Raw genomic sequence first — 13,785 nt, forward strand, 5'->3', positions numbered from 1 at the left:
GCGCCCCGACCGCGCTTAGCCCTTAGCCAACCGCCCCGACGTTCAGCATGCGATGCCTGGCTGGGCTCACGCGTACGGCCAACGCCCCGATGCACAGTGTCGCGAGGCAAACGATCGGCACGAGCATCGGCGCGCTGGCCGTGCCCACCGTCTTCGCAACGAACGGCATCAGGTTCTGGCTGAAGAATCCACCCAAATTACCAATCGAATTGATCGCGGCCACGCTCGCGGCAGCACGTGCACCTGCGAAGAAACGCGGCGGCAGCGACCAGAAGCACGGATACAGCAGCGGAATGCACATGCCGCCGAGCACGAGCGCGGTGAAGCGCGCCCCCGTCGACGGCAGCAAGAAGCTGCCGGCAAAGCCCAGCGCGCCGACCACGGCGATCAGGCCCATCGCCGTGACGACTTCGCCCGAGCGACGCAGCTTGCCCGGCAGCCACAGCAGCAGCAACGTCGCACCCGCCCACGGCAGCATGTTCAGCATGCCGTTCGCGACGTCGGTCACGCCGAAGCTCTTCACGAGCGTGGGCAGCCAGTAGGTGACGCCGTACAGCGACGTCGACATCAGCATGTAGGTAACGGCAAAGAGCAGCACACGCCAATCGAAGAACGCCATCCAAGGATGCCCGCTGGTCGCCTCTTGAGACTGCTCGCGTACGAGCGCCGCCCGCGCGATGCGCTTTTGCTCGTCGCTGAGAAAGCGCGCATCTTCGATCGAGGCAGGCAGCAACCGTAGCGCAGCCACCGCGACCAGCACCGCCGGCAGCCCTGTCGCGACGAACACCCACTGCCAACCGGCCAGCTGCGCGATGCCGTTCATGCCGAGCAACGCCCCGCCGATCAGCGAGCCCAGCATGTTCGCGAGCGAGCTGCCGAGCGTGAACACACCCAACACGCGCGTGCGGTAGCTCTGCGGAAACCACAGCGTCAGATAGTAGATGACGCCCGGATAGAAGCCGGCTTCGGCCACGCCGAGCGCGAACCGCAACACGCAGAAAACGGGCATCGAACGCGTAAAGGCCATCGCCACCGTCACGGCCCCCCACGTCAGCATGATGCGCGCCAGCCACATGCGCGCGCCGAACTTGTGCAGCGCCAGCGTGCTCGGCACTTCGAACAACAGATAGCCGATGAAGAACAGCGACGACGCGAGCCCATACGCGGCCTCCGTCATGCCGAGGTCGTGCCGCATCTGCAGCTTCGCGAAGCCGACGTTCTGACGATCGATGAACGCGATCAGAAACATCAACACCAGAATCGGCAACAGGTGCCGCGCCATTTTCGCCATCACTTGGCGCTCGTCTTGCGCCGTATCCTGCATCGTCATCGCTTTCCCCCGTCGTTTGTTATCGGTCTGCTATCGATCTGTTGTCGTGGCATCGCCGCGCACCGAATGAAACCGGCGGCGCGATGCGTTCGTCTCACTTCGAACCCGCGTGGCCCCGCTTCACTTGAAGCCGAGCACGCGGCGCGCCGCCGTGAGCGCGATCAGGCTCACGACGGCCGCGAACATCATGTAGAAGCTCGGCGCGACCTTGTCACCCGTGACGCGAATCAGCCACGTAATGATGAATGGCCCGAAGCCGCCGAAGATCGTCACGGCGATGTTGTACGCCAGCGACATGCCCGTCGTGCGCGTAGCAACCGGGAAAATCTCGGCGAGCAGGGCCGGCAATGCAGCAAAGTAGCCGGTGACGGCAAGGCCGAGCACGATCTGCACGACGATGAGCGTCGCCGCATTGGGGCTCGCCACGAGCCACGTGAATGCCGGGTAGATGACGACGAGCATCAGCGCGCCGGATGCAAGCATGATGCCGGTCCGCCCGACCTTGTCCGACCAGTGGCCGATGAACGGCGCACCCACCATCTGGATCGCGCCCGTCAGGACGATGGCCGAGAACGAAATCGACGGCGCAAGTCCCAGCTGCTTGATGCCGTAGGTCGGCATGAACATGACGAGATAAGTGGCCACGGTGCCGACCGCGACGATGCCGATCGCAATCGACAGACGCACCTTGTGCCCCACGAACGTATCGCGCAGCGGCGTGGCCGTCGTCTCCGTCGCCAGGAATTCGGGCGTCTCGTCGACGTTCGCGCGAATATAGTAGGCAATCGGCCCGAGCAGCAAACCGAACACGAACGGCACCCGCCAGCCCCAGGCCGCCAGCGCCTCGGGCGAAAGCCTGCCCGTCAGCACGGCGCCGAACACCGCCGCGAGCACGGTCGTGAGTCCTTGGCTCGCGACTTGCCAGCTCGAGAAGAAGCCACGCCGGTGCGGCACGTGCTCGGCCAGAAATGTCGTCGCGCTGCCGAATTCGCCGCCGGCCGAGAACCCCTGCATGAGCCTCGCCAGCACGAGGATCACCGGGGCTGCGATGCCGATCGTCTCGTAGGTCGGCAGCACGGCGATCATCGCGGTGCCCAGCATCATCAACAGAATCGACCGCGTGAGTGCTGCCTTGCGGCCCGCGCGATCGGCGTAGGCGCCGATCACGATCGCGCCGAGCGGGCGCATGAAGAACGACACGCCGAACGTGCAAAGCGTGAGCAACAATGAAACGGTGTCGTTGCCGGTCGGGAAGAACAGCTTCGCGATCACGACCGCGAAAAAGCCGAATACAACGAGATCGAACCACTCGAGCGCATTGCCGATGGAGGTGGCCACCACGGCTCGCCAGACGTTCTGACGCGTGCCCGCCGATGCTGCCGTCAACGTGTCACTCATTGCTTGTCTCCCGTGTGTCGAAGGAAATCGTGGCGATGATGCCCGTCTCGTTTTGCTTGTTCCAGCTCGTTCCGGCTTGTTCCCGCTTGTTCGGCTCGTGGCCGCATGCGGCGCGCGGCCAATTAGATGCGCATGCAACCAATGTGGCGGCTGCGGCCAAGTATGGACCGCAAAGTTGACATGCGCAACGCGCAAGCTACAACGAAAAAAACCGCCACGCACCCTATCGGTGCGAGGCGGTTTTGTCGCGGCGCGGCGCGCAGGCCGCGTCGCTGCGATGCCGCTGGCTTACTGCTTGATGCCTTCGGCCTGAATTTCCAGCGCGGTCTTCATGTTGAAGCCGTACTTCTGGCCGAAGTCGAGGCCAAAATCGGCGCGATTGAATTCGGCGCTCGCTTCGACGCCGCACACTTCACGCTTGAGCATCGGATGCGGCATGCACTTGAACGAGTCGATCTTCAGGTCGACCGGCTTGGTCACGCCGTGCAGCGTCAGCGTGCCGACGACTTCGACGGGCTTGTCGCCGTCGAACTTGATCTGCGTGCCCTTGTAGGTCGCCGTCGGGTACTTCGTGACGTCGAACATTTCGGCGGTTTGCAGGTGCTCGTCGAGCTTCTTGTTGCCGGTGTCGATCGAGGTTGCATCGATCGTCACATCGACGGTGCCCGTCTTCGCTGCGCGATCGAGCGTGACGGTACCCGTAGACTTCGTGAACTTGCCGCGCCACACCGACAGCCCGCCGAAGTGATCGGCCGCGAAGCTCGGATAGGTGTGGGTCGGGTCCAGTTGATACGTGTCGGCGGCGAACGCGGTGCCCGAGACGAAGGCGGCCAGCGCGGCCGCGGCGATGAGAGCGTGCTTCAAATGATTTCTCCTGGTACGGGGGCCGCCGACACTCGGCGACAACGGTTGATAGCGATGTTTCGCTGACTGATTGATGCTTACGACTTTCACGACTTCTTGGCTGCCGTGACGAGGTGGAATTTGATCGACACTTCGTCTGCGACAACCGAGGTGTCCTTCCACTCGCCGGTACCGACATCGAATTGGGAGCGCTTGATCGGCAGCACCCCGTCGAACACCTGCGTCGCGCCCTGCTGCACGACCGTCACGGGCACGACGATCGTTTGCGATTTGCCCTTGATCGTGAGCTTGCCCGTCACGTTATAGCGGTTGGCGCCCGCGGGTGCGATGGCGCTCGAGACGAACGTCGCTTGCGGGAAGGCCTTCGCGTCGAACCAGTCCTTGCCGCGCACCTGCTCGTTGTAGCTCTCGTCGCCGAGGTCGTAGCTGCCGACGTCGACCGTCAGCTTGGCGCTGCCGGCTTGTGCCTTGGCCGGATCGAAGGTGAGCTGCGCGTCGAACTTCTTGAACTTGCCTTCGACAGGCACGTTCATCTGTTTGGAGATCGCCAAGACCGAGCTCTTGGCGATGTCGACCTGGGCGTGCGCCGAACCTGCGGCGACCAGCGACGCCGCGGCGAATGCGGCCAGCATGTAGCGGTAGAACGAAGCTTTCATGTTCATTTCCAATCGGACCTACGTTACTTGAGGAAGGGAAGCATTCTCGCGAGCAAGCCGTCGCGATCGATCCACTGGTGCTTGACGGCCGCCGCCACGTGGACGGCCACGAGGACGGCCAGCCCGTAATTGAGCACCGTGTGCAAGGTCTTGAGCGTCTCCTTGAGCACGGGATCGGGCGCGATGAGTCGCGGCAGCGGCACGATGCCGAAGTACACGACGGGCACGTTCGCGGCCGAACTGTACAGATATCCCGTAACGGGAATCGCAATCATCAGCACATACAGCAGCAGGTGCACGACCTGCGCGGCCACGCGCTGCCAGGCCGACATGCGGCGCGGCAACGGCGGCGCCGCATGCGTGAACCGCCAGACGATGCGCAGCACGGCAAGCGCGAACACCGTCACGCCCATCCATTTGTGCCATGAGAAGTAGCGCAGCTTGGCCGGGGTAAAGCCATGGATGCTGGTCATGACCCAGCCGAGCGTGAAGCCGCACACCATGAGCAGTGCGATGATCCAGTGAAAGGCGATCGCCCCGCGCGTGTAGCTGTCGGACTCGGCAAACGAAGGCTGACGTGCCATGAATATATGTAATGAAGCGTAAGAAAACGGTGACCGTGAAAAGAGGCGCAGGCCGCTCGTGCGATAGCCCTCGGCCCCTCAAGGAATACGGCCGCCATGCTACCCCAAGCAGGAAATGCGTGCGGGCTCGCTTTTCGCTGCATGCCCGCCAAAAGATTCGACCGCGCCAAACGAGCCAGGTGCCGAAAAACGTTCGCACCGCATCCGACCCCGCAGCGCAAAAGCGCCCTTTTGTGCTGCGCAAAATGCCCTTTTGGTAAGATTGGCGCGGGTTTGCGGGGAGATCAGCCGGTTCGCGGCCAGTCCCTTGCAAGCCGTGCTCGACACCGTCGACGCTGGATGCCTATGGATCGAAACGACCTGATTGCATGTCATGAATGCGACGCACTGTTGCACAAACCGCGCTTAGCGGCCAAGTGCAATGCATGCTGCCCACGCTGCGGCGCCACGCTCTATCGCGCGAGCTCGATCCATCTCGAGCGCATTTGCGCGCTCACGCTCGGCGCGTTGATCACGTTCCTGATCGCGCAGGCGTTTCCGATCGTCGAAATCGACATGAGCGGCGTCACGTCGCAAACGACGTTGATCGGCGCGCTCGTGGCGTTGTGGAACGAGGACATGCAACTCGTTGCGATCGCCGTGTTCTGCTCGACGATCCTGTTTCCGCTGACCGAGCTCGTCGCGCTGCTGTACGTGCTGCTGCCGATTCGCGCCGGCGTCGTGCCGCCCGGGTTTCACCGCGTGCTGCGCGCGATCCGCTTCGTACGGCCATGGGGCATGATCGAAGTGCTGATGCTCGGCATTCTCGTCACCATCGTCAAAATGACGAGCCTCGCGCGCGTCGTGCCCGAAGCGGCCCTGTTCGCGTTCGGCGCGCTGACGCTGATGCTCGCGGTCGTGGTGATGTTCGACCCGCACACGATCTGGGACCTCGCCGATGCGCTGCCCTCGCGCCGGGCCGGCGGCACGCTCGCGCCCGACGCACCCCGCGGCGCTTGCGACAATGGTCCGGGCTCGCGATGAAGTACCTTAGCGCTGCGCGCGCCGGCATGATCGGCTGCCATGCCTGCGGCAAGGTGAACGCGTGCGAGACCCCGCCCGACGCCGCCACGCCGCCACCACGCTGCTCGCGCTGCGGCGCGCCGCTCCATCGGCGCAACCCCGACAGCATCACGCGCACGTGGGCGCTCCTGATCGCCGCCGCGCTGCTGTACATCCCCGCCAATCTGCTGCCCGTCCTGCACACGACGTCGCTGTTCGGCGACGAGGACGACACGATCATGAGCGGCGTCGTCTACTTCTGGGTGTCGGGCGACTGGCCGCTCGCCGTCATCGTGTTCGTGGCGAGCATCCTCGTGCCGATGCTCAAGCTGTCCGTGCTCGCGCTGCTCGCGTTCACGGCGCAGCGCCGCTCGCGCTGGCGCCCGCACGAGCGCACGCAGCTCTATCGCATCGTCGAGCGCATCGGCCGCTGGTCGATGCTCGATGTGTTCGTCGTCACGCTGACCGTTGCGCTCGTGCGCTTCAAGTCGCTCGCCGTCATCACAGCCGGCTGGGGGGCGCTCGCGTTCGCGGCCGTCGTCGTGCTGACGATGATCGCTTCCATGCAATTCGATCCGCGCCTCATCTGGGACGACCTCGACCTTGACACCGACGAGGCTCCCCGCACGCCATCAGGACAACAACATGACTAGCCCCCCAGGACAGCCCCCTCAATCGAACGGCGAGAAGCCGCGTGGCCCCGAGGTGCCGGCGCCGCTGAGCGTGCCGAGAAGCCGCTGGCTGCCTTCGCTCGTGTGGCTCGTGCCGCTCGTGGCAGCGCTCGTGGGCATCGCGCTGGTCGTGAAGGCCGTCGTCGATCGTGGCCCCACGATCACGATCAGCTTCTCGACGGCCGAAGGGCTCGAACCCGGCAAGACGAAGGTCAAGTACAAGGACGTCGACATCGGCGCGGTCAAGACGATCCGCCTGTCGCACGACCATACGCGGGTCGTCGTCGAAGTGCAGCTCACCAAGGAAGCCGAAGATTTCGCGGTGCAGGACACGCGGTTCTGGATCGTACGGCCGCGCATCGGCACGAGTGGTGTCTCGGGTCTCGGCACGCTGCTCTCCGGGGCGTACATCGGCGTCGACGCCGGCCACTCGCACGACTCGCAGACCGACTTCGTCGGCCTCGAGAAGCCGCCCGCCGTCACCGGCGACCAGAAAGGCCGGCAGTACACGCTGCACGGCGCGTCGCTGGGCTCAGTCGACATCGGTTCGCCCATCTATTACCGCCGCGTGCAGGTGGGCCAGGTCGTCGGCTTTTCGCTCGACAAGGACGGCAAGGGCGTAACGGTCAACGCCTTCGTCGATGCGCCCTACGACCAGTACGTAGGCAGCAATTCACGCTGGTGGCATGCGAGCGGTGTCGATCTGCGACTCGATTCGAGCGGCCTGAAACTGAACACGCAATCGCTCGCAACGGTCATCGTCGGCGGCATCGCGTTCCAGTCGCCGCCGGGACAGGCCGTCGGTAACGTCGCGCCCGGCGACACCGTGTTCGTGCTCGCCGCCGACGAAGCCGACGCGATGCGCGCGCCGGACGGCCCGCCGCTGACCGTCGTCATGAACTTCGGCCAGTCGGTGCGCGGGCTGTCGGTGGGCGCCACCGTCGACTTCCGCGGCATCGAGCTCGGCGAAGTGACGGGCATCGGCATCGAATACGATCCGAAGGCGCGCGACTTCACGATGCCGGTGACGATGAACCTGTATCCGAACCGCCTCGGCAGGCGGTTCAGCGAGTCGGTGCAGCGCGGCGGCGAGACGGCCGGCAAGGCACTGTTGCGCGACCTCGTCGCACACGGGCTGCGCGGCCAGTTGCGCACCGGCAATCTGTTGACGAGCCAGCTCTATGTGGCACTCGACGTGTTCCCGAAGGCGCCTGCCGTGCAGTTCGACGCGAACCGCACCCCGCTCGAGCTGCCGACCGTGCCCAACACGCTCGAGGAACTGCAGGTGCAGGTGGCCGACATTGCCAAGAAGCTCAATCAGATTCCGTTCGACGAGATCAGCAAGAACCTGAACGGCACGCTCGAGCATGCCGACGGCCTGTTCAAGCAGCTCGACACCGAGCTCGCGCCGCAAGCACGCGACACGCTCGCGGCCGCGCGCAAGACGTTCGACTCGGCACAAGCGGCGCTGCAGCAAGACTCGCCACTGCAATCGGACATGCACCAGGCGCTCGGCCAGCTCACGCAGACGTTGCAATCGCTGAACGCACTCGCCGACTACCTCGAGCGGCACCCCGAATCGCTGCTGCGCGGCAAGGCTCAGGATCAACAACGACCATGACACTCGAACGATTCCCGTACTCCTTGCGCACGCTCGCGCTCGTTGCCGCCTGCGCCGGCGCCGCCATGCTGACGGCTTGCTCGTCGTCGCCGCCGAGCCGCTTTTATACGCTCGGGGCGGGCAGCAGCACCAGCAACGCGGCGACGCCTTCGAACAGCGCCGCGCCTGCGATCAAGCCGGCGTTCCTGATCGAAGTGCCGCCCGTCGACGTGCCGTCGCAGATCGCGCGCAATCAGCTCGTCGTGCAAACGAGCGAGGCGCGCGTCGACGTGCTCGAGCAGGAACGGTGGGCTTCGATGCCGGCCGACGAGATCCGCCGTGCGGTGTCGGGCGACCTGGCCGCTCGGCTCGGCACGTTCGACGTGTTCGGCACGCCGTACCCGGACGGCGTGCCCGTCTATCGCATCAGCGTGAACGTGCAGCGGTTCGAATCGTGGCCGGCCTCGCACACGGTGCTGGCGGCGGTGTGGAGCGTGCGCGCCGTGCATGCGCAATCCGGTTTGACTTGCCGCACGCGCGCAACCGAGCAGGTCGGCGCAGGCTACGACGCGCTGGTCGAGGGTCATCGGCGCGCGCTCGCGCAAATGGCCGACGAGATCACGGTGGCCGTTCGGCAGCTCGCTGCGGGCGCGGGTGCAGGCACGCTCGCGGCTCATCTGCAGGATTGCGCGATCGAGAGCCGATCGCCGACGAAACCGGGCGGCGCGTAACGCGCTTGCATGGTGTTATCGCGTCGCCCTAAAAAGAAAGAAGGGGCCAGGCGACGCGAGCGCAGACAATGGCGTGGCGGGGGCCTCATGCCGCGCCGTTTCATCCCTTGATATGGAATACATCGAATGACAACAAAATCCATACGCCACACGCTGATCGCGGCAGCCATCGCGTTGACCACCGCGGCGCCTGTCATGGGCGCTACCGTCAAGCCGTTCGGACCCGACGCGACGATGCTGTCCGACGACATCGCCTATGACGTGCACGCCGACGGTACGCACATCATGGAAGAAACCGAGCGCGTGCGTATCGACAGCGATCGCGGCATCAAGCGCTACGCACAGATGTCGCTGCATTGCAGCACGTCGCTCGAAGCGCTCGACGTGCTCGAGGCCTACACGACGACGAAGGACGGCAAACGTCTCGACGTTGCGCCCGACAAGATCATCGTTCAGCAAAGTCCCCAGAGTGCCGGTGCGCCGACGTTCGACGACGGCAAGGTGAAGACGGTCGTGTTCTCCGACGTGACCGTCGGTTCGACCGTCACACTGCACGTGCGCAAAACGCAAAAGCAGGCGATGTTTCCGGGACAATTCTCAGCCATCGAACACTTCGGCGATGACAAGCCTATCGAGTCGGCGCGCGTGACGCTGCGCGCGCCTGCCTCGCTGACGTTGCACGTCGATGCGCGGGGCATGCAAGGCGGACGCACCGCGCCAGACGCGCCGGGCATGCAGCGCTGGCAATGGACGCTCGAACATACGAGCGCGCACGTGCCCGAGCTGGGCTCGGTCAGCGTCGCAGACCGCGATCCCTACGTCGCGATGACGACTTTCGCCGATTTTCCGGCGGTCGGTGCTGCATACCTCACGCGCGCCGAGCCGAAGACCGCCGTCACGCCTTCCGTGCGCGAACTGGCCGACTCACTCACCAAGGGCGTAACCGATCGGCGCAAGCAGGCCGAAATCCTCTACAACTGGGTCAGCGAAAACGTTCGCTATGTCGCGATCTATCTGGGCTTCGGCGGTCTCGTGCCTCACGAGGCGAGTGACATCCTCGCCGCCCGCTATGGCGATTGCAAGGACCACGTAACGCTGCTCGAAGCGTTGCTTGCGGCAAAGGGCATCAAGAGCAGCCCTGTGCTCGTCAACGCGGGCGCGACCTACCGGTTGCCGAAGGTGGCCGCCCCGCTCGGCGTGTTCGACCATGCCATCACGTACCTGCCCGAGTTCAAGCTGTACGTCGACTCGACGCCGGGCTTCGCACGCTTCGGCACGTTGCCGATCGTCGAGTCGGGCAAGCCGGCGCTCGTAGCCGACGATGGCAGCGGCCGTGCAGCCATCGTGACGCTTCCGCAATTCGACGCGAAGACGGCGAGCGTGCAGGTGACGACGAAAGTCGCGCTGGACAGCGACGGCAACGCAAAAGGCACGAGCGAGATCGACAACATGGGGGCGTTCGACTGGATCACGCGCGAGTTTTTCTCGTCCATCGCGCCCGGCGTCGAACCGGAGGTCGCGAGCCGCATGCTGACGCTGACGGGACAGAGCGGCACCGGCACGTTCACGCATACGCCCGTGCACGACCTGACACAACCGTTCGTCTATAAGGCCGAATTCGAGCTGCCCGCCTATGCATCGTTCCCGGGGCCTGGCGCGATGCGGGTGTCGATGGGGCTCGGTAGCCTCAGCGGCATCTCGACGGCGTTCGAGCAGTGCGCGGCGACGACACGCGACTTCGGCATGCCGGTCGTGAGCCGCCACGTCAGCGAGACGACCATCGTGACGCTGCCCGACGGCGTGACGATCGCGAATCTGCCGAAGCCCGCCGACATCGAATCGCCGTTCGGCTCGTATGCGTCGAAGTACACACGCGACGGTCGCACGGTGACGGTCACGCGCACGCTCGATCTCGCGCTGCCCGGGCCGGTGCTCGAGCCGGAGCAGTATCCGGCATTCAGGAAGATGGGGCTGGCGGTGATGCGTGACTTGGGCACACAGCTCGTGTATTAAGCGTCGTGCGGATCAGGGTCGATCACACCCTGCGTCGGCGCGCACGATAACGGTAGCTAGATTGGGTCGCGTTATTTGACATCGCAGCACTTGCAGTGGATCTGCAGGCATAGTGGAGCGTGGCCGCCTTGCAGCAGGCGCGGAAGCCCTGTACCATTAGTAGCGGTAGCGTATGAACGGAACGGCGGGAGCCGTGCGTTACCCCCGCCCCGTAAGGGGTCGTCACCCAAGTGTGGCGATAGCCAAGAGGTCCGATTAGCAGTTTGAATGAGGCCCCTTTTCGAGGGGCCTTTTTCTTTTCCGGGCAACCTGCCGGCTGCCGTCACTGTCAGCGCATTGGCTCCTTGATCGGTCGATTGGTCAGTGTGTTGTGGAGAATCACGTGTAGTCGGATCGGCCTCTTCTTCGGGCGGTTGCCCGCGTGGGCGCCGTCCCGCACATCGGCACTCTGGACGAACAGGTTGAGTACACCGCGCTCGGTCGCGCGCGACGCGGTGAAGTACACCTCGTATTCCTGCGTCGTGCCTTGCTCGTCGACGACCTCCACCGTGAAAAAGTTGCCCTTGCCGGTGTGATAGCACGGCCGGCCAGCCAGTCCATCGATGATCGCCGGCAGTAGCATGGAGAGCCGATAGCGCCGCAGACAGAACACCCGTGTTTCACGCGAGTCGCTGTAGAGCAGGGCCGGATCAATTACCTCGCCCGCTTCGGCCGAACGCGTGAAGCAGTGCAAGCCGAAGATGAGCTGTACCGCGTACGTGCGCTCGGGATGCTCGCCCTTAGCTGGCTGGAGGATTTCGACGCGGCGCGGATGTAGGTGGGACAGGTTGTACTTGACACCAGCGTACGAAAAGGCCTGCCATGCAATCATGAAGCGGCGGCCTCGTTTCTGGCTGCGGCCGCGCGTCTTGCTTTGACGGTGGCGGACTTCGCGCCCAAGTTGCGCCATTCGCTGCTGAGTTCGAGCTCAGACAGAACGACGGTTGTACTCTGATGTGCAGGTGTAGTCGGCACAGCTTCTTTCTTGGCTGTGATTTTCGCTTCCACGATGGAGCTCCGGTAAGCCAGTGGGAGCCGTATCCGGGAGCAACCCGCGGCGGCTTCGTGAAGACGATGAAGCGCGACTACATCCCCGTCATGCCTAAGCCCGACGCCATAATGACACAGCGCAAATCTCGCCTAAATGAAATATCAGTCGCGATGTAAATTCTCGCGCAGGACCAATTCAGCAGCTCAAGTATGAGGCGGCGTCCGGCAGTGCAGGGACGAATCGAGTAGCGCCATCAATGCCGCCCGCACCACAACTGCAACGCCTGGCCCAGCCCGATGCGGCACAAGTACAATGTCGTCTTTGCACGCATCGCCTCTGCCCCCCATGCCCTCCCCCTTCGATTTTTTCGCCCCTTGCCCGCGTGGCCTTGAATCGGCACTGGCCGCCGAGCTCGCGGAAATCGCCGTACGCCATCTCGGCCAAGCTGCCGCAACCGGCTTCGAACGCGGCGCCGAGGTTCCCGGCGGCGTCCATTTCCGGGGCAACTGGCCGATCGGCATGGCCGCGAACCTGCACTCGCGCATCGCGAGCCGCATTCTGCTGAAAATCGCCGAGCGGCCCTATCGCAACGAACAGGACATTTATGCGCTCGCCGCGGAGCAGCGCTGGGAGCAGTGGTTCTCGGCGAACGAGACGCTGCGCGTCGATCTGACCGCAATCAAATCGCCGCTGCGCAGCCTCGAATTCGCGACGCTGCGTGTGAAGGACGGCATCTGCGACCGCCTGCGCAGCGTGAGCGGCGCGCGCCCCAGCATCGACACCGCGCAACCCGATGTGCGCGTGTTCGCGTTCCTCACCGCGACGGGCTGCACGCTGTACCTCGATACGTCGGGTGAACCGCTGTTCAAGCGCGGCTGGCGTCTCGACAAGGGCGCCGCGCCGCTGCGCGAGAATCTTGCCGCGGGCATCCTGCGCATCGCCAACTGGACGCCCGACACGCCGTTCTACGATCCGATGTGCGGCAGCGGCACGTTCATCGCCGAAGCCGCACAGATCGCGCTCGGCGTCGCGCCTGGCGTCGAGCGCCGCTTCGGCTTCGAGAAGCTCAAGCAGTACGACGTCGCCGCATGGCAGACGATGAAGGTGGCAGCACTCGATGCCAAGCGCGCCGCGCGCACGCGAAAGACCGATGCGCTACACATCTTCGGCAGCGACATCTCCGGCGACATGCTCGACAAGGCGCGCACGAATCTCGAACGCGCCGGCCTGCCGCCGATCCCGCTCAAGCAGCTCGACGCGCGCGCCATTACGCCGCCGATCGCGACGCCCGGCATCCTGATCCTGAACCCGCCCTACGGCGAGCGTATTGCCGTGCGCGGCCGCGGCCCGCGCGGTGAAGAGCGTGGAATGCGCGACGCCAGCCGCGACCGCGAAGCCGGTGCGCCGCAGCGCCGCGAACTGCTTGACGCGCCCGATACCGAGTTCTTCCAGGCATTCGGCGATGCGCTGAAGCAGCGCTTCACGGGCTGGCGCGCGTTCGTGCTGACGGCCGATCGCAAGCTGCCAGGCTTGCTGCGCCTGCGCGAATCGGCCAAGACGCCGCTGTTCAACGGCGCGCTCGAGTGCCGGCTGTTCCGCTTCGATCTCGTGGCCGGCAGCGTGAAATCGCGCCCTGCAACGGACGGCACCGGCCAGGCCGGCACGCCGGGCAACTGAAGCCGCCGCGCGCGGCCCGTCTCGATGAGGGCCTGTCCACGCCAACGACAGGCCCTGATCGCCACAGTCTCCATTTCTCCATCGTCACGGCTCGCCCACGCAAGCTGCTGACAGAACGTTGTCAGTAGCCCTGTCGCAGACTTCGGTTCACGCGCTGCTGAGCGCTTGTCCGGCCTGTCCGGCCTACTAC

13 protein-coding genes are annotated in these 13,785 nt (G+C 64.8%); 6 read left to right on the forward strand and 7 right to left on the reverse strand.

What is annotated here, in order from left to right; all coding sequences use genetic code 11:
* Nucleotides 1-22: 22 nt before the first annotated feature.
* The 5 genes from D7S89_RS08385 to D7S89_RS08405 all read right to left on the reverse strand — a co-directional run bounded on the left by D7S89_RS08385 (nt 23) and on the right by D7S89_RS08405 (nt 4,832).
* The gene (locus D7S89_RS08385; RefSeq protein ID WP_245982756.1) at nt 23-1,330 is read right to left on the reverse strand and encodes an MFS transporter; all 1,308 of its coding nucleotides are present in this window, start codon (nt 1,328-1,330) and stop codon (nt 23-25) included.
* 120 nt (nt 1,331-1,450) lie between these two features.
* Nucleotides 1,451-2,728, reverse strand: coding sequence for an MFS transporter (locus D7S89_RS08390; RefSeq protein WP_121277142.1), 1,278 nt, complete (start codon nt 2,726-2,728; stop codon nt 1,451-1,453).
* Nucleotides 2,729-3,016: 288 nt separating this feature from the next.
* Nucleotides 3,017-3,592: a YceI family protein gene (locus D7S89_RS08395; RefSeq protein WP_121277143.1), complete on the reverse strand. Its 576-nt coding sequence runs from the start codon at nt 3,590-3,592 to the stop codon at nt 3,017-3,019.
* 86 nt (nt 3,593-3,678) lie between these two features.
* On the reverse strand, nt 3,679-4,248 hold the full coding sequence (locus tag D7S89_RS08400) for a YceI family protein (protein ID WP_121277373.1): 570 nt from the start codon (nt 4,246-4,248) through the stop codon (nt 3,679-3,681).
* A 23-nt stretch (nt 4,249-4,271) separates the two neighbouring features.
* Nucleotides 4,272-4,832, reverse strand: coding sequence for a cytochrome b (locus D7S89_RS08405; RefSeq protein WP_121277144.1), 561 nt, complete (start codon nt 4,830-4,832; stop codon nt 4,272-4,274).
* Nucleotides 4,833-5,177: 345 nt separating this feature from the next.
* Here D7S89_RS08405 and D7S89_RS08410 point away from each other — a divergent pair, with 345 nt between their 5' ends.
* From D7S89_RS08410 to D7S89_RS08430, 5 genes are all read left to right on the forward strand, one after another.
* Entirely contained in the window at nt 5,178-5,855 is a 678-nt protein-coding gene (locus D7S89_RS08410; protein WP_121277145.1) for a paraquat-inducible protein A, read from the forward strand.
* The gene (locus D7S89_RS08415; RefSeq protein WP_121277146.1) at nt 5,852-6,526 is read left to right on the forward strand and encodes a paraquat-inducible protein A; all 675 of its coding nucleotides are present in this window, start codon (nt 5,852-5,854) and stop codon (nt 6,524-6,526) included. The genes D7S89_RS08410 and D7S89_RS08415 overlap by 4 nt, the downstream gene beginning before the upstream one ends.
* Nucleotides 6,519-8,165, forward strand: a complete 1,647-nt coding sequence (locus tag D7S89_RS08420) for a PqiB family protein (protein ID WP_121277147.1) — start codon at nt 6,519-6,521, stop codon at nt 8,163-8,165. Before D7S89_RS08415 ends, D7S89_RS08420 begins: the two co-directional genes overlap by 8 nt.
* A complete protein-coding gene (locus tag D7S89_RS08425) occupies nt 8,162-8,875 on the forward strand; it encodes a PqiC family protein (protein WP_121277148.1) in 714 nt (237 codons plus the stop codon). The genes D7S89_RS08420 and D7S89_RS08425 overlap by 4 nt, the downstream gene beginning before the upstream one ends.
* 126 nt (nt 8,876-9,001) lie before the next feature.
* Nucleotides 9,002-10,888 carry a DUF3857 domain-containing protein gene (locus tag D7S89_RS08430; RefSeq protein WP_121277149.1) on the forward strand — a complete coding sequence of 629 codons (1,887 nt, stop codon included), beginning with the start codon at nt 9,002-9,004 and terminating at the stop codon, nt 10,886-10,888.
* 328 nt (nt 10,889-11,216) lie between these two features.
* Here D7S89_RS08430 and D7S89_RS08435 read toward each other — a convergent pair whose 3' ends face one another.
* Both D7S89_RS08435 and D7S89_RS27145 read right to left on the reverse strand, forming a co-directional pair.
* Complete coding sequence (locus tag D7S89_RS08435; protein WP_147426618.1) at nt 11,217-11,759, reverse strand: hypothetical protein; 543 nt, start codon at nt 11,757-11,759, stop codon at nt 11,217-11,219.
* Complete coding sequence (locus D7S89_RS27145; RefSeq protein ID WP_147426619.1) at nt 11,756-11,935, reverse strand: hypothetical protein; 180 nt, start codon at nt 11,933-11,935, stop codon at nt 11,756-11,758. The genes D7S89_RS08435 and D7S89_RS27145 overlap by 4 nt, the downstream gene beginning before the upstream one ends.
* 328 nt (nt 11,936-12,263) lie before the next feature.
* Here D7S89_RS27145 and D7S89_RS08440 point away from each other — a divergent pair, with 328 nt between their 5' ends.
* Nucleotides 12,264-13,595: a THUMP domain-containing class I SAM-dependent RNA methyltransferase gene (locus D7S89_RS08440; RefSeq protein WP_121277151.1), complete on the forward strand. Its 1,332-nt coding sequence runs from the start codon at nt 12,264-12,266 to the stop codon at nt 13,593-13,595.
* Nucleotides 13,596-13,785: the final 190 nt, after the last annotated feature.

This window comes from Trinickia fusca (assembly GCF_003628145.1).
Taxonomy (GTDB): domain Bacteria; phylum Pseudomonadota; class Gammaproteobacteria; order Burkholderiales; family Burkholderiaceae; genus Trinickia; species Trinickia fusca.

Bases quoted from the DNA above. Each gene is read 5' to 3' on its own strand.
- D7S89_RS08385 (WP_245982756.1), bottom strand. From the start codon at position 1,330: ATGACGATGCAGGATACGGCGCAAGACGAGCGCCAAGTGATGGCGAAA.
- D7S89_RS08390 (WP_121277142.1), bottom strand. From the start codon at position 2,728: ATGAGTGACACGTTGACGGCAGCATCGGCGGGCACGCGTCAGAACGTC.
- D7S89_RS08400 (WP_121277373.1), bottom strand. From the start codon at position 4,248: ATGAAAGCTTCGTTCTACCGCTACATGCTGGCCGCATTCGCCGCGGCG.
- D7S89_RS08405 (WP_121277144.1), bottom strand. From the start codon at position 4,832: ATGGCACGTCAGCCTTCGTTTGCCGAGTCCGACAGCTACACGCGCGGG.
- D7S89_RS08410 (WP_121277145.1), top strand. From the start codon at position 5,178: ATGGATCGAAACGACCTGATTGCATGTCATGAATGCGACGCACTGTTG.
- D7S89_RS08415 (WP_121277146.1), top strand. From the start codon at position 5,852: ATGAAGTACCTTAGCGCTGCGCGCGCCGGCATGATCGGCTGCCATGCC.
- D7S89_RS08420 (WP_121277147.1), top strand. From the start codon at position 6,519: ATGACTAGCCCCCCAGGACAGCCCCCTCAATCGAACGGCGAGAAGCCG.
- D7S89_RS08425 (WP_121277148.1), top strand. From the start codon at position 8,162: ATGACACTCGAACGATTCCCGTACTCCTTGCGCACGCTCGCGCTCGTT.
- D7S89_RS08430 (WP_121277149.1), top strand. From the start codon at position 9,002: ATGACAACAAAATCCATACGCCACACGCTGATCGCGGCAGCCATCGCG.
- D7S89_RS08435 (WP_147426618.1), bottom strand. From the start codon at position 11,759: ATGATTGCATGGCAGGCCTTTTCGTACGCTGGTGTCAAGTACAACCTG.
- D7S89_RS08440 (WP_121277151.1), top strand. From the start codon at position 12,264: ATGCCCTCCCCCTTCGATTTTTTCGCCCCTTGCCCGCGTGGCCTTGAA.